This window comes from Burkholderia sp. Bp8984, from assembly GCF_003853755.1.
In the GTDB taxonomy this organism is placed as follows: Bacteria; Pseudomonadota; Gammaproteobacteria; order Burkholderiales; family Burkholderiaceae; genus Burkholderia.
On the sequence record NZ_QTQN01000003.1, the window covers coordinates 282956 to 306452 of the forward strand.

15 protein-coding genes are annotated in these 23497 nt (G+C 65.3%); 10 read left to right on the forward strand and 5 right to left on the reverse strand.

Annotated elements, in window-relative coordinates:
- Window positions 1-9: 9 nt before the first annotated feature.
- Both DID98_RS05540 and DID98_RS05545 read right to left on the reverse strand, forming a co-directional pair.
- Window positions 10-468: a (2Fe-2S)-binding protein gene (locus DID98_RS05540; RefSeq protein WP_044848690.1), complete on the reverse strand. Its 459-nt coding sequence runs from the start codon at window positions 466-468 to the stop codon at window positions 10-12.
- Window positions 396-2780, reverse strand: coding sequence for a molybdopterin cofactor-binding domain-containing protein (locus DID98_RS05545; protein WP_124570413.1), 2385 nt, complete (start codon window positions 2778-2780; stop codon window positions 396-398). The genes DID98_RS05540 and DID98_RS05545 overlap by 73 nt, the downstream gene beginning before the upstream one ends.
- A gap of 281 nt (window positions 2781-3061) precedes the next feature.
- On the opposite strand from DID98_RS05545, the gene DID98_RS05550 reads away from it, so the two are divergent.
- Entirely contained in the window at window positions 3062-5407 is a 2346-nt protein-coding gene (locus tag DID98_RS05550; RefSeq protein WP_124570414.1) for a hypothetical protein, read from the forward strand.
- An 11-nt stretch (window positions 5408-5418) separates the two neighbouring features.
- On the forward strand, window positions 5419-6390 hold the full coding sequence (locus DID98_RS05555; RefSeq protein WP_124570415.1) for an NAD(P)/FAD-dependent oxidoreductase: 972 nt from the start codon (window positions 5419-5421) through the stop codon (window positions 6388-6390).
- A 150-nt stretch (window positions 6391-6540) separates the two neighbouring features.
- Here DID98_RS05555 and DID98_RS05560 read toward each other — a convergent pair whose 3' ends face one another.
- On the reverse strand, window positions 6541-6801 hold the full coding sequence (locus tag DID98_RS05560) for a hypothetical protein (protein ID WP_044848682.1): 261 nt from the start codon (window positions 6799-6801) through the stop codon (window positions 6541-6543).
- Between DID98_RS05560 and DID98_RS05565 the strand changes: the two genes are divergently transcribed.
- Window positions 6800-7204, forward strand: a complete 405-nt coding sequence (locus tag DID98_RS05565) for a hypothetical protein (RefSeq protein WP_124570416.1) — start codon at window positions 6800-6802, stop codon at window positions 7202-7204. The two genes, DID98_RS05560 and DID98_RS05565, sit on opposite strands and share 2 nt — an antisense overlap.
- Before the next feature lie 372 nt (window positions 7205-7576).
- On the opposite strand, the gene DID98_RS05570 is transcribed toward DID98_RS05565, so the two are convergent.
- Window positions 7577-7837, reverse strand: a complete 261-nt coding sequence (locus tag DID98_RS05570) for a hypothetical protein (protein ID WP_124570417.1) — start codon at window positions 7835-7837, stop codon at window positions 7577-7579.
- A gap of 369 nt (window positions 7838-8206) precedes the next feature.
- Here DID98_RS05570 and DID98_RS05575 point away from each other — a divergent pair, with 369 nt between their 5' ends.
- The 4 genes from DID98_RS05575 to DID98_RS05595 all read left to right on the forward strand — a co-directional run bounded on the left by DID98_RS05575 (window position 8207) and on the right by DID98_RS05595 (window position 15318).
- Window positions 8207-9802, forward strand: a complete 1596-nt coding sequence (locus DID98_RS05575; protein WP_124570438.1) for a GMC oxidoreductase — start codon at window positions 8207-8209, stop codon at window positions 9800-9802.
- Between the two features lie 384 nt (window positions 9803-10186).
- The gene (locus DID98_RS05585) at window positions 10187-11200 is read left to right on the forward strand and encodes a hypothetical protein (RefSeq protein ID WP_124528811.1); all 1014 of its coding nucleotides are present in this window, start codon (window positions 10187-10189) and stop codon (window positions 11198-11200) included.
- 533 nt (window positions 11201-11733) lie between these two features.
- The gene (locus tag DID98_RS05590) at window positions 11734-14700 is read left to right on the forward strand and encodes a CheR family methyltransferase (protein WP_124570418.1); all 2967 of its coding nucleotides are present in this window, start codon (window positions 11734-11736) and stop codon (window positions 14698-14700) included.
- Window positions 14701-14721: 21 nt separating this feature from the next.
- Window positions 14722-15318 (forward strand): recombinase family protein, encoded by a 597-nt coding sequence (locus DID98_RS05595; RefSeq protein WP_124519836.1) that lies wholly within the window; start codon window positions 14722-14724, stop codon window positions 15316-15318.
- Between the two features lie 135 nt (window positions 15319-15453).
- Here the strand turns inward: DID98_RS05595 and DID98_RS05600 are convergent, their stop codons facing one another.
- Window positions 15454-16992 (reverse strand): IS3 family transposase, encoded by a 1539-nt coding sequence (locus DID98_RS05600; RefSeq protein ID WP_124570419.1) that lies wholly within the window; start codon window positions 16990-16992, stop codon window positions 15454-15456.
- Between the two features lie 511 nt (window positions 16993-17503).
- Between DID98_RS05600 and DID98_RS05605 the strand changes: the two genes are divergently transcribed.
- From DID98_RS05605 to DID98_RS05615, 3 genes are all read left to right on the forward strand, one after another.
- The gene (locus DID98_RS05605; protein ID WP_124570420.1) at window positions 17504-19696 is read left to right on the forward strand and encodes a type I secretion system permease/ATPase; all 2193 of its coding nucleotides are present in this window, start codon (window positions 17504-17506) and stop codon (window positions 19694-19696) included.
- Window positions 19680-21104: an HlyD family type I secretion periplasmic adaptor subunit gene (locus DID98_RS05610; protein ID WP_124570421.1), complete on the forward strand. Its 1425-nt coding sequence runs from the start codon at window positions 19680-19682 to the stop codon at window positions 21102-21104. Before DID98_RS05605 ends, DID98_RS05610 begins: the two co-directional genes overlap by 17 nt.
- Before the next feature lie 93 nt (window positions 21105-21197).
- The coding region (locus tag DID98_RS05615) for an Ig-like domain-containing protein (RefSeq protein WP_185640828.1) at window positions 21198-23497 on the forward strand (2300 nt) is incomplete at its 3' end.

Here is a 23497-nt window from a genome sequence, read left to right on the forward strand (position 1 = left end):
ATGCGCCGGTCAGCGGCCCAGCGCTTGCGCCGCCTGGTGAATGGCGCGGCGGATGCGGGGAAACGTGCCGCACCGGCATGCGATGTTCTTCATCGCTTCGTCGATCTGGTGGTCGTCGGGGCGAGGGCAGCGCATCAGCAGCGCCGTGGCGGCAATCAGCTGCGCGCTCTGGCAATAGCCGCATTGCACGACGTCGACGGCAATCCACGCATTCTTCAGCGCCCGCGCTTCGACGCCGTCCAGCCCTTCGATGGTGGTGATGCGCGCGCCGTTCAGCGTACCGACCGGCAACTGGCAGGCGGGCACGGCCTGATCGTTCAGGAGCACCGTGCACGCACCGCAGACGCCGACACCGCAGCCGAACTTCGTGCCGGTCAGCTTCCGTTCGCACCGAATCACCCAGAGCAGCGGCGTGTCGGGCTCGGTATCGAGGTCAGCGGTTTCCCCGTTGATACGGACTGACACCATCGGTCGTCTCCTTGCCCGGGCGGGCTCGGCTTGATGAGCGGCAGGGTGCGATGACGCACACCCGTGAGCGCATACAGCGCATTCGCCACGGCCGCCGCGATCGGCGGCGTGCCCGCTTCGCCGACGCCGTGCGGCTCGGTCCCGCCGGCCAGGACTTGCGTGACGATCTCGGGGCAAGTCTCCATGTTGACCAGCGGATAGCTGTCGAAATACTGCTGCGCGACTTGCCCGTTCTCGATCGTGATCGCCTGCTCCAGCGCGGCCGACAATCCGAAGATGATCCCGCTCTCCATCTGCTGCTCGATCAGGTTCGGATTCACGGCCAGCCCGCAGTCGATCACGCAGAACACGCGCGTCACGCGAAAGCCGTCACCGTCCTGCCGGACTTCGGCGACTTGCGCGACCACGCTGCCGAACGATTCGTGCATCGCGACGCCGCGTGCGCGCCGCGCGCCGGTCTCGTCGCGCCACGCCAGCGGCGAACGCCAGCCGGATAGCGCGACGAGCGCCCGCAACACGGCCACGTGGCGCTGGTGCGCCGGCTGCTTCAGCATGTCGAGCCGAAACTGGATCGGGTCCTTGCGAGCCAGCGCCGCCATCTCGTCGATGAAGCTCTCGACGAAGAATGCCTGATGCGAGTGTCCGACGGAGCGCCAATAGCCAACCGGAACCGGGAGCGTCACCGTATTGTGCTGGACGAGAATGTTCGCGCATTCATAGGGCAGGTCGAATGCGCCTTCCGCCGTGGTGGCGTCGGGCAGCCATTTCGCGGCGAGGCCCGGCATGCCGAAGGTGCGCGGCATCGCCTGCGCGCTGATCGACTGGCTCGCCGACACGCCTTTCCAGGCAACCAGCCTGCCGCTCGCATCGACGGCGCCGCTGTATCTCGCCACGCAGGCCGGGCGGTAGAAGTCGTGCGTCATGTCCTGCGGGCGCGACCAGATCGTCTGGACGGGCCGCCCCTTCGCATGAAGCGCGATGGCGGCCGCCTGCGTGATGAAGTCGACTTCGAGCCGCCTGCCGAAGGCCCCGCCGATCAATTGCTGGTTCACGACCACCTTGTCTTCGTCCAGGCCCAGCAGCGCCGCGACTGCCCGGCGCGCCACCATCGGAACCTGCGTGCCGCACCAGATCGTTGCCGCGTCGTCGTCGACCCGCACCGTGCAATTCATCGGTTCCAGCGGCCCGTGAGCCAGGTACGGCACTTCGTACTGCGCGACGAACGGCTTCGCGTGGCCCAGCGCCGCATCGGCGTCGCCGGCGGCGTAGAACACGTGGCGCCCGTCGTCGCCGTCGAGGGCGCGCGTCAATGCCGCGCGGACGTCCGCGGTATTCACGCCCGCAGCCGGCCCGTGATCCCATGTGACCGGCAACCCGCACAACGTCCGCATGGCGATGAAGGGATTGTCGGCAATGACGGCAACGCCTCCCGTTCCGCCGTGGTATGGCGCGATCGTGAAGACACCGGTCACGCCCTTCAGGCCGCCGACCCTGGACCGGTCGACGGCCAGCACCGTTCCGCCGAGCGTCGGGCACATCGTGACGCTCGCATACAGGAGCTTGTCCGGAAGCACGTCGATGCCATAGCGCGCGCTGCCGTCGAGCTTCGCGTGCGCCTCGATGCGGCCCAGCCGTTTCCCGACCAGCATGAAAGTCTTCGGGTTCTTCAGAGCGACATGTGCCGGGCGCGGCACGTCCCGCGCGCGCTCGACAAGTTCGCCGTACGTCGCCGAGCGTCCCGACCGATGCAGCACCACGCCGGCTTTCGTCTCGCATTCGGCGACGGGCACCTGCCAAAGCTGCGCCGCGGCGCTGCGCAACATGATGCGGGCCGTGGCGCCCGCTTCGCGCATGGGCCCCCACAGATCGATCATGCTCGTCGATCCGCCCGTCACCATCGAACCCAGATAGCGTGCGCCGTGGCGCACCACGGCCGCCGCGCCGCGCGCGAGCAGGCTGTCGTCATCGGGACGAAACGGCAGGCCGTCGGCCAGTGATTCGCGGTCCTTGTAGATCGTGTCGAGCGGGGACATGACGATGCGCACCCGCGACCAGTCCGCATCCAGCTCTTCGGCCAGCAACATGGCCGCGCCGGTATGTATCCCCTGGCCCATTTCGGATTTGCTCATGACGATCGTCACGTCGTTAGCGGAACTGATCATCACCCAGCCGTTCAGCGGCACATCGACGCGCGACATCGCCAGCTGCGCGGGTATGGCCAGCCGGTCGTCGCGGCGCCACCACGCCCAGCCGATCACCAGCGTGCCCGCCACGCCCGCACTGCCCAGCACGAAGGTTCTGCGCGTCAACATGAGGTGGCCGCCGACATGTGTTGATCGAGTCACGGCGCCGCCGGCGAATCACGCCACGCGCCTCCGGCATTCAATGTTTCGAACACAATCCGACATTTCATTGCAGCTGCAATCACCTATATTAGTCACTGATCTCGGCAACCGAGAACCTGAATGTGAGGTTCGTTTGAAACAAGCGCTGAAGAGGCGGCCTGCCGCGACCGGATCGACATGCGTGGGGTTCCGGGACGCGAAGCGCATCGAGCCGGCCGCTTCGAACGCACCACCGCCGGAGGCCGTCGATGCTCGTCGATGAGGTTCACGCGTTGCTGCTCGGGTTGCCGGCGCCATGGCGAGCAGCGTTCGAACGTCACGGTCTCGACCTGTCCGATTCGGGCACGCCCGAGGAGACGGCGAAGCGACTGAGCCGGCCGCTGCCGATCGACTGGGACGATCCGCGCATTCACGATCTCTGCCCGGACACCACGCGGGCGATCGAGCCCGGCGACCCGGCACGCAGTCTCGTCTATCACCTGCTCGCACTGTCCACGTGCCCGGCGCCGGATGCGGGCGTGCGCCTCGAGGCAATCGACTTGCTGGAGAACTACATCGATTCGCTGGCGCCGTTGCCGCCCGACTGGCAGACGCTGGACATCGCGGTGCTGGCTTACCAGTACCGGCCCGCGCGCCGTACCGGACATCAGCAGCATGCGGACCTCGTGTTTTCGCGACTCGGCATTGCGCGCAACGGCGACGTCGACGCAAGCTACGACGAGCAGACCCGCAGCTTCGTGCCGCACGTGCCGGACGGGATCGAGCATGTCCGTGCGATGCCGGCGCGCTATGGCGCGTTTCTCGTGCGCCGGGTCACCGGCCCCGGCACGCTCGCGCTGATCGAGGGCAGGCAAGCGGGCGACGATCGGCGCACCTTTATCGAACCGGTGCGCAAGCTGTTTCCCGATGAATGCCTGCCCGGACGCCGGTTGACGTTGCAATATGGCCACTGCCATCGCGGTGAGAAGCTGAAGCGGGCCGTCGAGGCGCGCTGGGGCGTGCGGCCGTCGCCATCCGGCGATCTGGGCGGCGCACCGTATGCGATCTGCTCCGAGGACGCCGGCACGGCACCGCCTGCCGGCGCGAGCACCCCGGCAGTCGCACTGAAGCGTTCGGGCGCGGCCGTGCTCCTGATCCCGGCCGCGCGGCCGCTGATCGAGCCGGTGAACGCCGCCAACTTCGGCGTGCACGGCTTCGGCGTGCCGGCTCGATGGCGGCTGGCCCCGCTCGCCAACCGGCGCTTCACGACGATGAGAATCATCACGAATCTGTGGAAGCTGGTGCTGGCCGCCGTCGACGACCTGCGGCAGCACTATTTTCCGCATTTCGCGCCCGCCTGGCTTCGATTTCCCGAACCGCGCAATGCACCGGAGTTCATCAACATCCGGCACAAGGCGCATGAGGACGGCTCCTGCACGGATATGCGCGCGCATCCCGTCGACCGACAGGCATTCCTCGGGGAAGTCGGCAAAGGCGGCTATCGCGCGCAGCTGTTTCTGGATCACTGCAGCGAAGGCGTCGTGACGATCCGTATCGCCGAACTGGCGGGACACGCGGTACACCCGGCCTATTCGGTCGTTGCCGCGCCGGACTTCTACCCGTATGCCGACCAGGCGGAATTGCAGCGCTGGTTCAAGGACCGTCGGATCGATCCGAAGTCGCAGTTCAGGAGCGGCTCGCCGATATCGCTCAGCGCCGAGCGCCTGCCGGCCAATCCCCATCACATCGATCCGTTCAGCCATACGCAGGCGTTTTCGCCGCGTGACGAGACGGTCGCCGTCGCGTTCAGCCGGGCGGCACGCTCGGCGCGGCGGCGGGACCGGGAAGTGCAGATGCCGCGCATGACCTCGTTTCTGTCGGACGCGTCTTCGGGCGTGTTTGCGCCCGGCTGGGACGTCACCTATGCGGGCAACCGGCGCGGCATCTTCCTCGCCACCTTCGGGCTGGGCAGCCCGTTCGCCGAAGATATCAAGCTGTGCGCGGCCTCCAACAGCTTCTGGCCCGCCGTGAGTCCTGACGCGTCCAGAACCTTCAACCGGAGCGACGCGCCGACCGCGATCCCGATGCTCGACCATGAACTCGGCCTTCATCCGTGTCATCCGCTGGTCACGCGCGGCGACGAGTCGAACACGCGGCGCGGATGGGACGGTGAATACGGCCCGTACCTGACGCCCGACGGCAGCGTGGATTACGCGGACATCGAACGCTCGGACTACGTCGCCAACGCGCTGCACGGCGAGATGCTGTACGGCGCGTTCGAGCATGTCGATTCGGCCGAGCTGGTCCGGCGCATCGGTGCATTGCGCCATGCCGTCGCCGCATGCGACCACGGGCAAACGCCGTCGCATACGAAGCTGTGGCTGGTATCCGCGCGGGCACTTTGCGAAGCCGACGCTGCGGACGCGCCGGGCGTTGCCGCGCGCTATCGCTTTCTTTTCGTTCTGCCTGCTGCCGATGCGACGCCGGCGCAGCACATGCCGGGACGGCTGCGCGTGCGCTACGGTGAGGCGATCCGTTGCGATGCAACCGAGGCCCGCGTGATCGGCCCCGTGCTGCGCTGCGCACCGGGGCCGGACGCGCTCGGGCTTTACTGAAGGGAACCGCGATGAATGCGATCGACGTGCTCGTGGTCGGCGACGGGCCTGCCGGATGCGCTGCCGCGATCGCGGCAGCAAGAGCGGGCGGCAACGTGTGGATGCTGGGCCGCGGGCGTTCGCGGGCGGCGCCGGAATGCGTGTCCGGCGCCGCGCTCGCGCTGCTCGATCGACTGGCGCCGAGTCTCGCCCGGCAACCGCATACATGGCTCGATGATGTGGCCGATGCGCAGCGGGGACGTGCGGTCATCCGCAGCCGGCTCGACGACGGCCTGCGTGCCGAAGCGCTGGCTGCCGGCGTTCGCTATTCACGTGCGCCCGCCGGCGGGCTTCTCGCGCGTGTCGAACACGGCGCGGTCGTGGGCATCACGCACGGCGACGGCGATGTCGGCGCAAGCACCGTGATCGATGCAACCGGCGTCAACGGGTGGCTGCGTCGCGCGATGCGGCTCGATGTGACGACCGACTCTTCGCTGTTCTGGCTTCGCCGCGGCTACGCGCGCGGGCCAGGCACGCACCCCGGCACATACTGGAACATCGCGCGCGGCGGCTGGCTGTGGATGAGGGCGACGTCCACGTTCCGGATCTGGACGTCGCTATCGATGCTGCGCGATGGCGAGATCGCGTGGCCGGCGGACACGACACCCGTCGGACCGGTGTGGCGCGAGGGCAGGCGCTGGCAGTGCGTGCGCCGGACCGCGGGCCCGGGCTATATCGTGTGCGGCGATGCGGCGAGTTATCTCGACCCCGCGACAGGAGACGGTTTGCGTTTCGCCATCGCTTCCGGCCTGCGCGCGGGCGCAATGGCCGTCGACGTTTCGCGTCATCCCGGTCGGGCAAGCGTGCTGGCCGCGCTGTACTGCGACTGGGTGACAGGCAGCTACGAGCGCAGCAGAGCCGTGTTGGCACGGAGTTACGCGCGTGCTGGGCTCGATCTCGGATGGCGCGACGCAGTCCGCTGCGCGGCAGTGGATGCGGCATGAAGGCCGGTTGCGCTTTCGACCATGCAAAGAAGCCCGCCAGCGGGACCTGGCGGGCTTGAAACGCCGCGGGACGAACCCGCGGCGGGCTGAGGAAACTTCGGTGCGACTCGATCGAAACATTGCTGCGACTGCAAGCAAGCATCGCGAAACTTACAAGCCCAGCTTCGCGATGACCTGGCCGCCGAGGTTGTTGATCGAGTTGGTCACGCTGGTGAGATCCTGGTGGGTCGATGCATCGACCTGCGTCACCGGCGCCGTGATGGTATTGGCGCTGGCGAACGAGAATCCGCCGCCGGTCACGATGTTGTTGATACCTGCGTTCTGGAACACGCTACCCCCGCTGACGGAAGCCATTTCCTTGCGGCTGAGTTCGTGGGCGTGGGACAGATCGTTGATCATCAGTGCGGACATGGTCAATCTCCTTGAGTGTGCTGCGGTTTGGAAAGAGCACGTTTCGTTGCGCTCGCAGCTACCAATGCACGGCGCGTGCCAGCTTCTGCTCGTGCGCGCGGGAAATCCATCCAACCTCATGAAAACAAACGCAATTCAATTCGCTCGACGCCATTTCACCGGGTTCGCCGGGCAAGATCGGAGCACGGTGGTGTCGGGTTCTTCCAGACGGTTTCCGCAGCTGCTGTTCTATCCCGGCCAACAGGAACGGGACGTGGGGCTGGCGATTCGCGTCGAAGGCATCGATGCGCAGCCGCAGCGTGTGAGCGCCCGTGCAGGAAAGTCATCGACGCGATGCTGCGCCGACGGTCGGCAGCAACCATCATTGACGCAAAGATCTTCACGAAGTACTTCGGATCACTGAATTTAACGCGTACCATCCGGAATGGCGCAACGCATCGGGGATGTCGCGCCGAAGGCCAACGACGCATCGATGCGACCACGCGGCACCATGACGGGCGCCGCAGCGCAGGCGAAGCGGATCCGCATGCAGGGAAGGGAGGTCGAAGGCGCGGCAGGATCAGCCCGGCCGCTGATGGGGGCGGGCGGTGTTGCTGACGGGGCGTCGGCCCATCTGCCCGTTCATGTCGGCTTCGTTTTTATCAAGGAGGGAAGCCCGCCAGGGAATACGGCCTGGCGGGCTTTGAACGCCGCGAGGACAACCCCGCGGCGGGCTGGAGCGCTTCGGTACGACGCTGTCGGACACGGTTGCCGCTGAGAGGACATCCGGCGCAGCTTAGAGGCCCAGCTTTCCGACGACCAGGCCGCCGAGGTTGTTGATCGAGTTGGTCACGCTGGTGAGATCCAGGTGGGTCGATGCATCGACCTGGGTGACCGGGGCCGTGATGGTATTGGGGCTCGCGAACGAGAAGCCGCCGCCGGTTGCGATGTTGTTGATCCCGTAGTTCTGGAACACGCTACCGCCGCGGACGGAAGCCATTTCCTTGCGGCTGAGTTCGTGGGCGCGGGACAGGTCGTTGATCATCAGTGCGGACATGATAAATCTCCTAAGTTTGCTGCGGTTTTGGAAGAGAGCACGTTTCGTTGCGCTCGCAGCTACAAATGCATGGGGCGTGCCAGCCCGCATCACGCCCGCACGATTCGCGCTTAACACAATGAAAACAAAGGAAATTTCATCCGGCCTCCGACAATTCGCCGGGTCCGCCGGGCAAGGTCGAGGAAAGACGATGTCGGGTGTTGCCAAACAATTTTCCGTGCAGCTGTTTCGCGTCATCCAACACGAAGGCGGCCTGGCTGCCCGCATCGGCTTCGCTCCGTCCGGCATCGCGATGCCGCCGGAAATCCGCGGATGCTGCGGGTCGTTCGTATCGGAACCGTGGCGCACCTGCGTCAGGAGATCGTCGTCATGAGCGCGCTTGAATACGATGTCGTCGTGGTCGGCAGTGGCTTCGGGGGCGCGGTGGCGGCCTGCCGCCTCGCGGAAGCGGGATGGAGGGTGCTGGTGCTGGAGCGTGGCCGGCGCTGGACGCCGAAAACGTATCCGCGCGACGAGACCGACCCGTGGCTCTGGAACCAGCAGAACCCGCAACGCTTCCACGGCTGGGCCGACCTGCGTGTTTTTTCCGACATGTCGGTGGTGACTGCCGCGGGCGTCGGCGGCGGGTCGCTGATCTACGCCAACGTCTCGGTCGAGGCCAAACCCGACGCCTTCGAGCATGGCTGGCCGCCGGAGATCACGTACGAGGCGCTCGAGCCTTATTACCAGCGCGTGGGCTGGATGCTGTCGGTCCAGGAGGTGCCCGACAACCAGATCAGCGAACGCACCCGCTTGTTGCGCGATGCGGCCGACGCCTGCGGCTGGGGCGATCGGTATCGCAAGTTGCCGCTCGCCGTGTCGTTTTCGTCGACTTACGATCCGTCCTTGCCCGACGCGCGCGACGACAGGCATTCCGTCAGGCACGTCAACGTGCACGGGGTATCGCAAGGCACGTGCGTACACTGCGGCAATTGCGACATCGGATGCCAGGTGTCGGCGAAGAACACGCTCGATCTCAACTATCTGGCCGTGGCCGAGCGCCATGGCGCAACGATCCTGCCGCTGCACGTCGTGCACAAGCTCGAGCCGCTCGGCCAGGGATGGCGCGTGCATTTCAACGTCATCGATCCGGCCGCGGGCAGTTTCATGCCCGGATCCGTCACGGCGACCAGGGTGATCGTCAGCGCCGGATCGATCGGCAGCACCGAGCTGCTGCTGCGCTGTCGCGACGCGCATCGCACGCTGCCGAATCTATCGCCGCGGCTCGGCTGGGGCTGGGCCTTCAACGGCGACTTCGTGACGCCCGCCTTCTACGGCAGCCGGAAGATCTCGCCGTCGCACGGCGTCACCATTTCCGCCGCGATCGACCTGCTCGACGGGGCTGCCGACGAAGGTCAGCCCTTGTTCGTCGAGGATGGCGGCGTGCCCAATCTTGCGCATGATTTCGTGCGCCGCCACCTGCAGCGTTCGCACGGCAGGGCGATGCGCACGTTCTGGCGAGCCTTCGCGCGCCATTTCGATTGCGACGACCCGGTCGAGAACATGATGCCCTGGTTCGGCCAGGCGATCGATCCGGGAGACGGGCGCATGCGTCTCGGTCGCTGCTGGTTTGCGCCGTGGCGTCGCGTGTTGCGGCTCGACTGGTCGTACACGCGATCGCGGGCGGTGGTCGATGCGATGGTCGACACGCACCGGCGCCTGTCGGCCGCCACGGGCGGCGAACCCTTCGTCCCTCCGACGTGGAGCGACTTCCACAGGCTGATCACCCCGCATCCGCTCGGTGGTTGCAACATGGGGCTCACGCACGCGGATGGCGTGGTAAACGCGGACGGAAAAGTATTCGGTTACGACGGGCTCTACGTGATGGACGGTGCGACGATCCCGCGTGCGCTCGGGCTGAATCCGTCGCGCACGATCGCCGCATTGGCCGAGCGCAACGTCGCCGTGTTGCTTGGCCGGCGTTAAGCGAAGGTGTTCCGTATCGGCAACGGTTGACGGGGCATCCTGATCGTCACAATGGATAGCGTGGAAACGCGCGCCGAACGCATCGGGATCGGACCGAATATCGATATGATTTCCACGCGCGTACTGTTGGGCGGTCCTGCCTTTGCGAAACGGCAGGAATTGCAGGAGGCAAACACCTATTGTTCGTTGCAGGACGGAGCGATATTGCTTCATCACGAGCAACCGGGTAAATCTGCGCTGCACGGTGGCTGCGGCGAGGCGGAGATTGCGTTTGATCGTCTGCAGGCAGGAGAACCGATGCTCAAGCGCCCGGCATCAAGGGCGATGCGACAAATGGCGTTGTGTCGAACCAGGTCGCGGTTACCAAGGTCAGGGAGAGTCCAAATGGGACAGTGCCGTCGCAACTATGCGCGCTTCGTCGTCACCAGCTCGATCGCCGGTCTGGTCATTCTGGCAGGCGCGGGCCACGCGCACGCCGAGGACAATCCTGCGAGCTCGCCGGCCGGCTTCAAGCCAGCGGAAAGAAAGATCGACGTCTATGCGGTGTATGGCGACGGACGCGCGACCGAGGGTGGCGACATGCATTGGCGTGCGTACGAAGTCGGCTTCGGCGACGTCCTGAACGACTACTTCTCCGTCTATCTCGCGTATCTGAACGAGGGCCATCCGCTGAATCACCACCGCGATGGCTTCGCCGCGCTGGGTTCGTTTCGTTGGCCGCTCGGCAATCGCTTCGCGCTCGAATTGTCGGCCGGGCCGTATTTCAGCATGGACACGACACACGTCGACAATCAGCCGCGCAACGACAAGCGATGGGGGGTGCGTGCGTCTGCAGCGGTGCGGTATTACGTCGTTCCCGACCGCTTCTTCCTCAAAGTGCAGTACAACCACGTGCAGATGATCGGCGGATTCAACTCCGACGCGGTGCTCTTCGGCATCGGCTCGGATTTTGGCGGCGATCCGGGACCGGCGTTTTCGGACGGCAAGACGCAGGTCGGCGTGTGGGCCGGGACGTCGCAGACGAACCGTCCGCAAGTGCCGATCGAAAAGGGCTACATGGTCGAAGTCAAGCGACCGCTCGGCAATGCGTGGGCCTATTCGGCGAGCTTCATCTACGAGGGCAACAACGGCGTCGCCGGCCGCAGAGGCGTGGCAGCGCAAATCTGGTACGTCGCGCCGATCAGGAGCAAATGGACGCTTTCGGCAGGCGTAGGTCCGTACCTGTCGCGTGATCGGGACGAGGCCTCGAGCACAACGAGGCTCAACGCGTTGCTCAGCGCACAGGTGACGTATCAGGTCACGCCCGATTGGGCGGCGAGCTTGCGCTTCAATCGCGTCGCAACCGGCAACGACAAGGATCAGGACATGTTCATGGTCGGCGTGGCACGCAATTTCTAGGGCTTGTTTTCAAGCGCAGGCGCATTCTGTTCACAGAGCGTTGCTCGACAAGGCAAAGAACCCGGCGGTCAGCGAGCGGTACGGCGGCACGGGCAGCGCGCTCGAGCCCGGGTGGCGCCTCGACGTTCCCGCGATGCGAATCGAGACGCATGCCCATGCGCGGGCCGGTGCGCCTGTCGGCAATAGCGTATCGCGGCGCAACGGGACGACCGGCGAATGAATTCGGGGCCAGGGTGCCGGCTCATGGCTCGATCGCCGCGTACAATACGCACGAGCGCCCGTGCAAGGTCTCGCGAGCACGAATAGGCTGCCGAATATCCATCAGGCGCTTGGACGAAACCGGCTTCACCGGTCGATATCGCGAGCCCGTGCGGTCGCCTTCGAGCGCGCTTCCGATAGCCGGCTGCCAACCTGATAGAGTGCATGGCCACGAACAGGCCCGGCCCGTTGCGGAACTGCGCCCCGATCCATGTGACGCCCCAGCGGTTGGCGCCCGACAGGCGACGTCCAGCTACAGCATCAGGAGAAAATCAATGTCACGGCAAGAGCCGACCCATCAGGAGCAGCCACACTCGTCCACCCCGGTGAAGAGCGATCTGCCGTTTCCGGTTGTGGGCATCGGGGCATCCGCTGGCGGCACGACGGCCTTGCAGACCTTCTTCGAGAGCGCGCCGACGGGCATGGACATGGCGTTCGTGGTCATCGTCCATCTGGCACCGGCACAAGTCAGCCATATGGACAACGTCCTGCAGCACACGACGGGTATGCCGGTGCATCAGGTCACGACCACGGTAGCGATCGAAAAAAACCATATCTACGTGATCGCGCCCGGCATGCAACTGGAGATGTCCGACGGTTGCCTTCGCTGTAGCCCGCTGGGCTCCGTCGAAGGTGCCGCGCTCTCGATCGACCACTTTTTCCGGACGCTGGCGGACGCTCACGACTCGCGCGCGATCGGCATCGTGCTGTCCGGTACCGGCTCGGACGGCGCGGCGGGCTTGAGCCGTATCAAGGAGGCGGGCGGCATCACGCTCGCCCAGACGCCGGACGATGCGGAGTACGCGGAGATGCCGCAGCATGCGATCTCGACGGCGCGCGTCGATATCGTGCTGCCGGCGGCCGAGATGCCGCAAAAATTGCTGGACCTCTGGGCGAATGCGCGGCGCATCGAGCAACAGACCCTCGAACTCACGCAGATGCAGCAAATCGGCGATCGGCCCGGCGCCAATGATCCCGAACGGGCGCTGTCGGACATCCTGATGCACCTGCGGGTACGCACCGGCCACGATTTCAGGCTGTACAAGCGGGCGACGGTGCTGCGACGTATCGAGCGGCGCATGCAGGTGAACGGCCAGCGCGACATGCTCGCGTACCGCGACTTCCTGCGGACCGCCCCGGACGAGGCCAACGCGCTGCTGGCCGACATGCTGATCGGCGTGACCCAGTTTTTCCGCGATCGCGAGGCCTTCGACTTCCTCGAACGCGAGGTGATCGCCCAGTTGTTCGCGCCGGAATCCGCCGAGGAGCAGGTGCGGGTCTGGGTGGCCGGATGCGCGACGGGGGAAGAGGCGTATTCGATCTCGCTGCTGCTCGCGCGGGCACGCGAGGCGTCGATGTCGAGCCAGGCGATCCAGGTATTTGCGACCGATATCGACGAAGCCGCGATCGTCCGCGCACGCACGGGCTCCTACCCGCTGTCGATCGCGACGGACGTGCCTGCGCCGCTGCTGCAGCGCTACTTCACGCGCGAGGGCGCGCACTACGTGATTGCCAAGGCCGTGCGCGAGCGCATCCTGTTCGCCGCCCACAGCCTGCTGCGCGATCCGCCGTTCTCGCACCTCGACCTGATCTCGTGCCGCAACGTGCTGATCTACCTGGAGCGCGCGGTGCAGCGGCAGATCCTCGAGTTGTTTCATTTCGCGTTGCGTCCGAACGGCTATCTGTTCCTCGGCACCGCGGAATCGGCCGACGCAGCCGACGATCTGTTTACGGTCGTCGACAAGAAGCGGCGGATCTACCAGGCGCGCGTCGTCACGCATCGCGCGAAACCGGTCACGGGCTTCCCGCCGCTTTTCCAGGTCGAATCCGGCGGGGACGAGCGCTCCGCGCCTCAACCGCCGATGCGGGTTCCGGCCAGCCCGGCCCAGCGCAACTTCTCCTATTCGGAGCTTCATCAGCGTGCGCTGGAAACCTATTCACCGCCGAGCGTCATCATCGACAAGGAATCCAACGTGGTTCACCTGTCGGACAACGCCGGGCGATTCCTGCGGCATGTCGGCGGGGAGCTGTCCAGCAACATCATGACGCTGGTGCTGCCGGACCTGCGGCTCGACTTGCGCACGGCCATTTTCCGCGCGCTGCAAACGGGCACGAGCGTCGAGGCGCGGCGCGTCAAGTGGACGCACGAGGCCCGCGTGTCGTGGATCAACATGACGGTCAGGCCGTTTCACGACAAGGTCGCCAATTCGGAATTCCTGCTGATCGTGTTCGACGAGGTGGCCGGCCGCATGACCGAGGAGGATCAGGCGGAAGCGAGCGGACAGGATCCGGTGCTCGCGCAGCTCGAACAGGAGTTGCAGCACAGCCGCGAGCAACTGGCGACGATCATCGAGCAGTATGAAACGTCGGTCGAGGAGCTGAAGGCGTCGAACGAGGAGTTGCAGGCGATCAACGAGGAACTGCGCTCGACGAGCGAGGAGCTCGAAAGCAGCAAGGAAGAACTGCAGTCGGTCAACGAAGAGCTGACCACGGCGAACGCCGAAATGCAGGCGCGCATCGAGGACACGGCAAAGGCGAACGACGACCTTCACAACATCAGTTCGGTGGATGTCTCGCTGCAGGTCAACGAACATGCCGAGGCCGTGCTGCGTGTGGCAGATACCGGCAGCGGCATCGAGCCGTCGCTGTTGCCGCACATCTTCGACATGTTCCAGCAAAGCCGGGACTCGAACGCACGCCGTGCCGGCCTCGGCATCGGCCTTGCGCTGGTCAGGGATCTCGTGAGCCTGCATGGCGGCGCGGTACGGGCGGAATCGGAAGGTGTCGGCCGCGGCGCGACATTCACTATCACGCTCCCGACCCATCGCGCTGTCGCAATTACGAGTCCTGCCAGCGGACCCGTGGCGGAATCGTTGCACGGTCTGCATATCCTGATGGTCGATGACGACGCTACAACCGTCGAAACCTTCAAGGTCCTGCTGGAAAGCGATGGCGCGATCGTTCAGACGGCGACCAGCGGAGAAGAGGCGTTGTCCCTGCTCGACGGCCAGATACCGGACCTCGTCCTGTCCGATATCGGCATGCCGGGCATGGGTGGGTTGGCGTTCATCGCGAAACTACGCGAAGCGCCGGCGCTCAGATCGGTGACCTGTATCGCGCTCAGCGGCTTTGGCCAGGAGGCCGACGTGAAGGAGGCCACGAATGCCGGCTTCGATGCGCATCTGCTGAAACCGGTGGCACTGGACGACTTGCTGTCCGTTCTTGCGCGCTCGCGTCGTTGATGGCCGCTCCAGGACACCGTCGTGGCTCGCACTTATTTCTACCTCAACAAACCCGTCGATGGTCAGGATCCGGAAAAGGAGTTGTTCGAGCTCGACAAGGCCGGTTACACCGTCGTGCTCAGCCGCACCACGATCGAACATGTGCATCCGTACGTCGCGGCAGCCGGTCGGCCGGAACTGAAGGGGCTCTTGCGGCGTGTTGCTCCCGGCGATTCTCTGGTGGTACTCGAACTTTCCGCGCTCGGGTGCAGCGCGCGCGATGTACTTTCGACGTTGATGGCATGTCGCGACAAAGGAATTTCCGTCCTGTGCGTCGAACTCGGCAACGTGGACCTCGCAGGCCGTCCCGAACGGCAAGCGGTCAAAACGCTGCGCGCGATCGTCCAAATGGAAATCGCGACGAGAAGCCAACGCAGCCAGAACGGCCTGAAGTTCGCGCAGGAACGCGGACAGCATACTGGCCGCCCAGCCTCGCTGTCGCGCCACGATCAGGAGCGCGTCATGCGTTCGCTCGACAAAGGCCTGTCGGTCAGCGAGGTCGCACGTAAATTCGGCACCTCGCGTCAAACCGTCATGCGGATACGGGCGTCTTCCGCGACTGCCGCTACGGAAGACTGACGGGTGCGCAATTGTCTTGACTGCTCGGGTACAGTCGGAAGTGTAGTTGACATAATGCCGATGATCGAACTTTTTGATTGTAGTAGCTTTTTAGAAATGTCGTGTTCGGGGGTGCGGCTAGAATCTTGGACTGGTTTATGCCGCGAGCCCGAGGCGCTCCCGGTATTCGAGCGGACTCAGTGAGCCAAGCGAGATCTTAATCCGCTTGGCGTTGTACCAGCGGATGTAAGAATCGACCGCCTCGATGAACTGCTCGATGCTTGTAGCCTGCCAGGTCCGAGGATAGAACAGTTCCGTTGTCAATCGGCCGAAGAAACCTTCGCATGCCGCATTGTCGGGCGAGCAACCTTTGCGCGACATCGAGCGAATCAGCTTCGCATCGCGCATCCGTGAGAGCCACCCTGGCCAGCGATAGTGCGCACCGCGATCGGAGTGGACCATTGGCTGGTGTTGGCTGTTGGCCACTGTCTCGATCGCTGCGTCGAGCATGGTATTCACAAGCTCGGCGTCCGGACGCGTGCTGATCGACCAACTGACAACTAGCCCATCAAAGCAGTCGATCACGGGCGATAGATACACCTTGCCGGCTGGAATCTGGAATTCCGTAATGTCGGTGAGCCACTTTTTATTCGGCGCTGCCGCCCGGAAGTCGCGATTGACGAGGTTTTCTGGCGCGGGGCCTATTTCGCCTTGATAGGAGCCGTAGCGACGCCGGCGGGCACTGCCAGCGGCCAAGCCTTCTTGCCTCATCAAACGTCGAACGACTTTCTCCGATATGAAGACCTGCTGCTTACCGAGTGCCGCGCGTATCCGGCGATAGCCGTAGCAACGGTAATTGAGTTCGAAGATGTTCGTGATGACGCGACGCACGCCAGCATACTTGTCAGCGACAAGCAATCGTGCGCGATGGTAAAAATAGGAACTGCGGGCAAGACCCAATACGGCGAGCAGTTCTGGCAGTGCATGGATTTGTCTCAGGGCATCAACCAGCGTCGTCTTCTCCCGATTGCTCCGGAGCCGCGGGTCGATGCCCAGGCCTTTTTTTAACAGTTCATTGGCCTTCTTCAGGATGTCGCGTTCAAGTTCCAGCTGCCGTATGTCGCGTCGAAGCGATTCCAGCTGCTGCTCCAGTTCTGCCGGCTCAGGGGCCGATGCCAGATTCTTATGGCGTTTCATGGATGCCGGAGCCTCTCGACCGAGTAGCTTATTTTTCCAGTTGTATAGCGTCGGCCTGCTCACGCCTATCTTTTCCGCGATCACGCGTGCACCTTCGTCTCTGGTGCACAGCTCAATGACCGCTGCCTGCCTCAACACTGGCGACGACGGCACATTCCGAGCATTGCTGACAAGACGTTTCCGAATATCGGGGCATAGCTCGTAGACCCACGCGGCCAGCACTGCGCGACACGGATACCCCAGTGCTCTCGTGGTCCCGGCAAAATTGCAGCCATGACTCAAATAATGCTCGACCGCGATCTGCTTCTGTTCGGTGGAGTAACGTGGCCTGGAGCGGCGATAGCCCGCCGGCAAATCGCCAACCTCAACGAACGCACGGTACCACCGTGCCAAGTTCTTGCGCGAAGGATATCCCAGCTCGCGAATAGTTGCCGCTGCGCTCCTGCCGTACTTGATGTAGAGCTGAACCGCTCGAACGCGGTCTTCGTATGAATACATGAACTACCTCCAAGGTAGTCCAAGATTTTGTCCGCACCCCCACCCACGTTGCATCGGCGATTCGTCGCGACACCCCGGACGTTTCAGCGCTGAAACATTTCTCGAGGCCGGGCCCAGCGCCCCGCTTGCGCCACGGCGACGGTTCGCCACCGCCCTGCTGCCCTGCCATCTTGATCCGCGCACGAGAGCGTGAGCGCCGCCGCGCACGTCCGCAACGCCACGCGCATTCATTCGTATCAGATCCGAAACCAAATCGCCATTCGCGCCGGCCGGCCGGCTCGCGCAAGCACGCACCGCCGTGCTGCGCGCGCCCACCACCCCATCTGGCCCGCTACTTGCTATTGCTCCGACGTAAGGCAGTAGTCGACAAGCAGTCGCACCAAGCGACGGACATCGAACGAACAACATCGGGGTAGCGCATGAGCAAAACAAAGCGCTTGACGGCGGGGATATCCGCGCCGGGGGGACTGCCGCACCAGTCCGACCGTCACCTGCGTGGCGGCGTACTGTAATGCACGCCGCCACGACGGAAGCCGCGGCGGGCGCGGCAGGCGCGCGTGCATGGGAGCTGCCCCACGGATCGGGCATCGAGGACGATCCGCTGCTGGGCTGCCTGCTCGTGTTGACGCGGCTGTTCGACCGGCCCGTGGGCGCCGACGCGCTCGTGGCCGGCCTGCCGCTGGCCGGCCAGCGCCTGACGCCGGCGCTGTTCATCCGGGCAGCGGCGCGCGCGGGCCTTTCCGCCAAACTGGCCCGGCGCGCGCTCGACGACATCCCGGACGCGGTCTTGCCCGTCGTGCTGCTGCTGAACGACGGGCAGGCATGCGTGCTGGTTCGCAGAAACGCGTCCGGCACCGTGCAGGTGATCCTTCCCGAAACCGGCTGCGGCGAGGCAGCGCTCGCCCCGGCCGAGCTCGCGCAACGCCATGCCGGCCTCGTGCTGTTCGCGCGCCCCGCCCACCGGTTCGACGCGCGCGACGCGGAAAGCGCCGTGCCGCGCCCGCGCAACTGGTTCTGGGGCGTGGTCGCGCAGTCGTGGCCGATCTACGCGGAAGTGATGCTCGCGTCGATGCTGGTCAACCTGTTTGCGCTGGCCATGCCGCTGTTCACGATGAACGTTTACGACCGGGTCGTGCCGAACCACGCGCTCGAGACGTTGTGGGCGCTGGCGGCGGGCATCGTGCTCGTGATCGTGTTCGACGTGGTAATGCGCACGTTGCGCGGCTATTTCATCGACATGGCCGGCAAGAAGATCGACGTGATCCTGTCCGCCAACCTGTTCGAAAAAGTGCTCGGCATCCGGATGGCCGCGCGCCCGCCGTCGGTCGGCGGATTCGCGTCGCAGATCCAGGAATTCGAAGCGGTGCGCGATTTCCTCACGTCGGCCACCGCGGCGGCGCTGATCGACCTGCCGTTTTCGGTGGTGTTCATCGCGGCGATGTTCTGGGTCGGCGGCGGGCTCGGCTGGCTGCCGCTGATGGCGCTGCCGCTCGTGATCGGCGCGGGCGTTGCCGTGCAGGGGCCGCTCGCGCGGGCCGTGCAGGCCAGCCAGCGCCACGCGAGCCAACGGCAGGCGCTGCTGATCGAAACGCTGGTCGGCCTCGAAACGATCAAGGTCAACGGCGCGGAAGGGCCGATGCAGGCCCGCTGGGAGCAGTTGCTGGGCGAGATCGCGCGGCTCGGGCTCAAGTCGCGCCTGCTGTCGGGATGCGCGGTCAATTTCGCGATGTTCTCCCAACAGGTGGCCTATCTCGCCGTAGTCCTGTGCGGCGTCTATATGATTGGCGACGACCGCCTCACGACCGGCGGCCTGATCGCCTGCACGACCCTGACGGGCCGCGCGCTGGCGCCGATGGGCCAGGTGGCGTCGCTGCTGACCCGCTACCACCAGTCCCGCAGCGCGCTGGCGTCGATCAGCGGCGTGATGAACCTGCCCGGCGAGCGCCCGGCCGACCAGCGCTTCGTGCACCGGCCGGCGCTGCGCGGCGAGATCGAATTCCGGAACGTCGGCTTCGCGTACCCGGGCCAGAGCGGCACGTCGCTCGACGGCGTGTCGTTCCGCATCGGCGCGGGCGAGCGCGTCGGCATCATCGGACGCGTCGGCTCGGGCAAGACCACGATCGAAAAACTCATCCTGGGGCTCTATCCGCCCGCTTCCGGCAACGTACTGATCGACGGCGTCGAGCTGCGCCAGTACGATCCCGCCGCGCTGCGGCGCGGGATCGGCCACGTGCCGCAGGACGTGACGTTGTTCAACGGCACCGTGCGGGACAACATCGTGCTGGGCGCGCCCGGCGTGGACGACGACGCCGTGCTGCGCGCCGCGCAGGTCGCCGGGGTCGCCGACTTCGTCAACCGCTTGCCGAACGGCTTCGATCTCGCCGTCGGCGAGCGCGGCGAAGCGTTGTCCGGCGGACAGCGTCAAGCGGTCGCGATCGCCCGCGCGATGTTGCTGTCGCCGCAGGTGCTGTTGCTCGACGAGCCCAGCAGCGCGATGGACAACCGGTCCGAGGAACTATTCAAGGCGCGGCTCGCGGCCCGCCTCGAGGGCCGCACGCTGCTGCTCGTCACGCATCGCCCGTCGCTGCTCACGCTCGTCGACCGCCTGATCGTGATGGATCAGGGCCGCGTCGTCGCCGACGGCCCGAAGGACCAGGTCCTGGCCGCGCTTGCAGGGAGGACGCTCCATGTCGCTGCTGGCTGAACCCGACGGCGCGGATACGCCGACGATGAACCGCGCCGCGGCGCTCAAGGCGCTGGTCGCACGGATCGGCGCGGCCCTCAGGCCGCGCGCCGACGATACGGCGTTCATGCGCGAACGCTGCGCTGCGGCAATGGAAGGGCCGCGCTATTTCAGCCACTGGATACTCTGGGCGACGCTCGCCTTCTTCGTCGTCGCCCTCGCCTGGTCCGCGTTCGCCGAAGTGGACGAAGTGACCGTCGGCGAAGGCAAGGTGATCCCGTCCAGCCGGGTGCAGGTGGTGCAGAACCTCGAGGGCGGCATCGTCTCCGAGATCATGGTGCGCGTGGGACAGGTCGTGCAGAAAGGCCAGCCGCTGATGCGCATCGACGATACGCGCTTCACGTCGTCGTACAAGGAAGGACAGGCGAAGGATGCCGCGCTGCTTGCCCGGATCGCGCGCCTCACCGCCGAGGCGAACGGCGCCGCGTTCGTCGCACCCGATCGGCTGGCGCAGACGAGCCCCGGCCTGCTGGACGAAGAGCGCTCGCTGTTCGCATCGCGCCAGCGCGAATTGCAGGCCAATCTGGACGTGCTCAGGCAACAGGCCGAACAGCATCGCCAGGAGCTCGCGGAGAAACGTTCGCGCCAGGCGCAGCTGCAGCATAGCTATGGCCTCGTCGCGAAGGAGCTGGCGCTGACGAGCCCGCTCGTGCAGAAAGGCGCGGTATCCGATGTCGAAGTCCTGCGGCTCGAACGGCAGGCCAATGACATGAAAGGCGACCTCGACGCGACGCGGCTGGCGATGCCGCGGCTGGAAGCCGCCTATCGCGAAGCGCGCCAGAAGATCGACGAAACGACCGCGCACTTCCGCGCCGACGCGATGAAGGAGCTGAACCAGGCGCGCGCCGAACAGTCCGCGCTGAGCGCGGCCAATGTGGCGCTCGAGGATCGCGTCACGCGCACGCTGGTGCGGGCGCCGCTGAAGGGCATGGTCAAGCAGATCAAGATCAACACCGTCGGCGGCGTGATCCAGCCGGGGATGGACCTGCTGGAGATCGTGCCGCTGGACGACACGCTGCTGATCGAAGCGCGCGTGCGGCCCTCGGACATCGCGTTCCTGCATCCGGGGCAGGACGCGACGGTCAAGCTCTCCGCGTACGACTTTTCCATCTACGGCGGCTTTCCGGCCGTCGTCGAGGACATCAGCGCCGACACGATCGTGCCCGACCGCCCCGGCGAGAAACCCGACAGCTACTACCGCGTGCTGGTGCGCACGCGGCAGAACAAGCCGAGCGGCCGCAGCCAGCCGGTCGCGATCGTGCCGGGCATGATCGCGACGGTCGACATCCGGACCGGCCGCCGGACCGTATTGCATTACCTGCTCAAGCCCGTCATCAAGACCAAGGAAATGGCGTTGCGCGAGCGCTGATACGAAGACCGATTTGCAGATCCGCAGGCGAGCGCCGCATGGGGCGGCGAAATGCCTGCATCAATACACATCAGACAGGACGGGGAGCACGACATGGCGACGACTTCGAACGGCACCGCGGTGTCCATCAGCAATACGCCGCAGGCACAAGACGATGTGTTCATGTCGGCGCAGACAGGGCTCACCGACAATGCACTCACCACCGTCTACCTGAACGTGATGGCGAACGATCTCGGCGGCGCGGCCAAGACGCTCTACTCGCTCGACTCCGGCACCGAAGCGACCGTCGCGCTCGAGCAGACCGCGCTGCTGACGCAGGACACGGCGAGAGCCGAAGCCGTGAGCATGGATTACAGCGCGCACGGCGCGCACATCTGGGTCACGTCGGACGGCAAGGTCGGATACGATGCGAGCCATCTCGATGCGTCATGGCTGTCGAACAGCTTCAATACGCTCGGCTACGCGCAGGACAGCTTCACGTACGCCATCCGGTTGGGCAACGGCACGCTGAGCTGGGCGACCGCCTATGTCGATATTGCACCGCCCGCCCCTGTCGTCGCGCTGGCGCACGACACGGGCAGTTCGGCCACCGACCACATCACGTCGGACTGCACGCTTTCGCTCGGCGGGATCGCACACGGCGCGACCGTTCAGTACAGCACCGACAACGGCGCGCACTGGAGCACCAGCTTCAGCGCGGTCGAGGGAACGAATACCGTGCTGGTCCGGCAGGTCGACATCGCCGGCAATGCGTCGGCGGCGGCGTCGTGCTGTTTCACGCTCGATACGGCTGCGGCTGTGGCGCCTGGTGTGGCGCTGGCGATCGATTCGGGCAGTAGTGCTGTTGATCACGTCACGAATGTCGGTACGCTGAATGTGACCGGGGTTCAGAGTGGCGCGACCGTGCAGTACAGCGTCGATAATGGTGCGCATTGGAGTACCAGCTTCGGGGCGGTCGAGGGTGTGAACAATGTGCAGGTGCGGCAGGTTGACGTCGCGGGCAATGCGTCAGCGGCGACGTCGTTCAGTTTCACGCTTGATACGTCGGCTGCCGCGCCCGGTGTGGCGCTGGCGGTCGATTCGGGCAGCAGTGCTGTTGATCACGTCACCAATGTCGGTACGTTGAACCTGACCGGCATCGAAACCGGCGCCACCGTGCAGTACAGCGTCGATAACGGTGCGCATTGGAACACCAGCTTCAGTGCCGTCGAAGGGTTGAACAACGTGCAGGTCCGGCAGGTTGACGTCGCAGGCAACACGTCGGCGGCGACATCGTTCAGCTTCACGCTCGATACGGCGGCGGCTGCTCCGGGTGTGGCGCTGGCGGTCGATTCGGGCAGCAGCGCTGTTGATCACGTCACCAATGTCGGTAAGTTGAACCTGACCGGCGTCGAAACCGGCGCCACCGTGCAGTACAGCGTCGACGGCGGTGCGCACTGGAACACCGGCTTCAGCGCGGTCGAAGGCACGAACAACGTCCAGGTCCGGCAGATCGACGTCGCCGGCAATACGTCGGCGGCGACGTCGTTCAGCTTCACGCTCGATACGTCGGCTGCCGCGCCCGGTGTGGCGTTGGCGGTCGATTCGGGCAGCAGCGCTGTTGATCACGTCACTAATGTCGGCACGTTGAACCTGACCGGCGTCGAATCCGGCGCCACCGTGCAGTACAGCGTCGACAACGGCGCGCACTGGAGCACCAGCTTCGGTGCGCTCGAAGGCGTAAACAACGTGCAGGTCCGGCAGGTTGACGTCGCCGGCAATACGTCATCGGCGACGTCGTTCAGCTTCACGCTCGATACGTCGGCTGCCGCGCCCGGTGTGGCGTTGGCGGTCGATTCGGGCAGCAGCGCTGTCGATCACGTCACTAATGTCGGCACGCCGAACCTGACCGGCGTCGAAACCGGCGCCACCGTGCAATACAGCATCGACAACGGCGCGCACTGGAACACCAGTTTCGGTGCACTGGAAGGCACGAACAACGTGCAGGTCCGGCAGATCGATATCGCCGGCAACACGTCGTCGACGACGTCGTTCAGCTTCACGCTCGACACCTCGGCGGCTGCACCGGGCGTTGCCCTCACCACCGATTCCGGCAGCAATGCGTCCGATCACGTCACTAATGTCGGTACGTTGAACCTGACCGGTGTCGAATCCGGCGCCACGGTGCAGTACAGCGTCGACAACGGCGCGCACTGGAGCACCAGCTTCAACGCCATCGAAGGCACGAACAACGTCCAGGTCCGGCAGACCGATATCGCCGGCAACACGTCGTCGACGACGTCGTTCAGCTTCACGCTCGATACCTCGGCTGCCGCGCCGGGTGTGGCGCTGGCGGTCGATTCGGGCAGCAGCGCTGTTGATCACGTCACCAATGTCGGTAAGTTGAACCTGAC

Bases quoted from the DNA above. Each gene is read 5' to 3' on its own strand.
- DID98_RS05540 (WP_044848690.1), bottom strand. From the start codon at position 468: ATGGTGTCAGTCCGTATCAACGGGGAAACCGCTGACCTCGATACCGAG.
- DID98_RS05545 (WP_124570413.1), bottom strand. From the start codon at position 2,780: ATGTTGACGCGCAGAACCTTCGTGCTGGGCAGTGCGGGCGTGGCGGGC.
- DID98_RS05550 (WP_124570414.1), top strand. From the start codon at position 3,062: ATGCTCGTCGATGAGGTTCACGCGTTGCTGCTCGGGTTGCCGGCGCCA.
- DID98_RS05555 (WP_124570415.1), top strand. From the start codon at position 5,419: ATGAATGCGATCGACGTGCTCGTGGTCGGCGACGGGCCTGCCGGATGC.
- DID98_RS05565 (WP_124570416.1), top strand. From the start codon at position 6,800: ATGGTCAATCTCCTTGAGTGTGCTGCGGTTTGGAAAGAGCACGTTTCG.
- DID98_RS05560 (WP_044848682.1), bottom strand. From the start codon at position 6,801: ATGTCCGCACTGATGATCAACGATCTGTCCCACGCCCACGAACTCAGC.
- DID98_RS05570 (WP_124570417.1), bottom strand. From the start codon at position 7,837: ATGTCCGCACTGATGATCAACGACCTGTCCCGCGCCCACGAACTCAGC.
- DID98_RS05575 (WP_124570438.1), top strand. From the start codon at position 8,207: ATGAGCGCGCTTGAATACGATGTCGTCGTGGTCGGCAGTGGCTTCGGG.
- DID98_RS05585 (WP_124528811.1), top strand. From the start codon at position 10,187: ATGGGACAGTGCCGTCGCAACTATGCGCGCTTCGTCGTCACCAGCTCG.
- DID98_RS05590 (WP_124570418.1), top strand. From the start codon at position 11,734: ATGTCACGGCAAGAGCCGACCCATCAGGAGCAGCCACACTCGTCCACC.
- DID98_RS05600 (WP_124570419.1), bottom strand. From the start codon at position 16,992: ATGTATTCATACGAAGACCGCGTTCGAGCGGTTCAGCTCTACATCAAG.
- DID98_RS05605 (WP_124570420.1), top strand. From the start codon at position 17,504: ATGCACGCCGCCACGACGGAAGCCGCGGCGGGCGCGGCAGGCGCGCGT.
- DID98_RS05610 (WP_124570421.1), top strand. From the start codon at position 19,680: ATGTCGCTGCTGGCTGAACCCGACGGCGCGGATACGCCGACGATGAAC.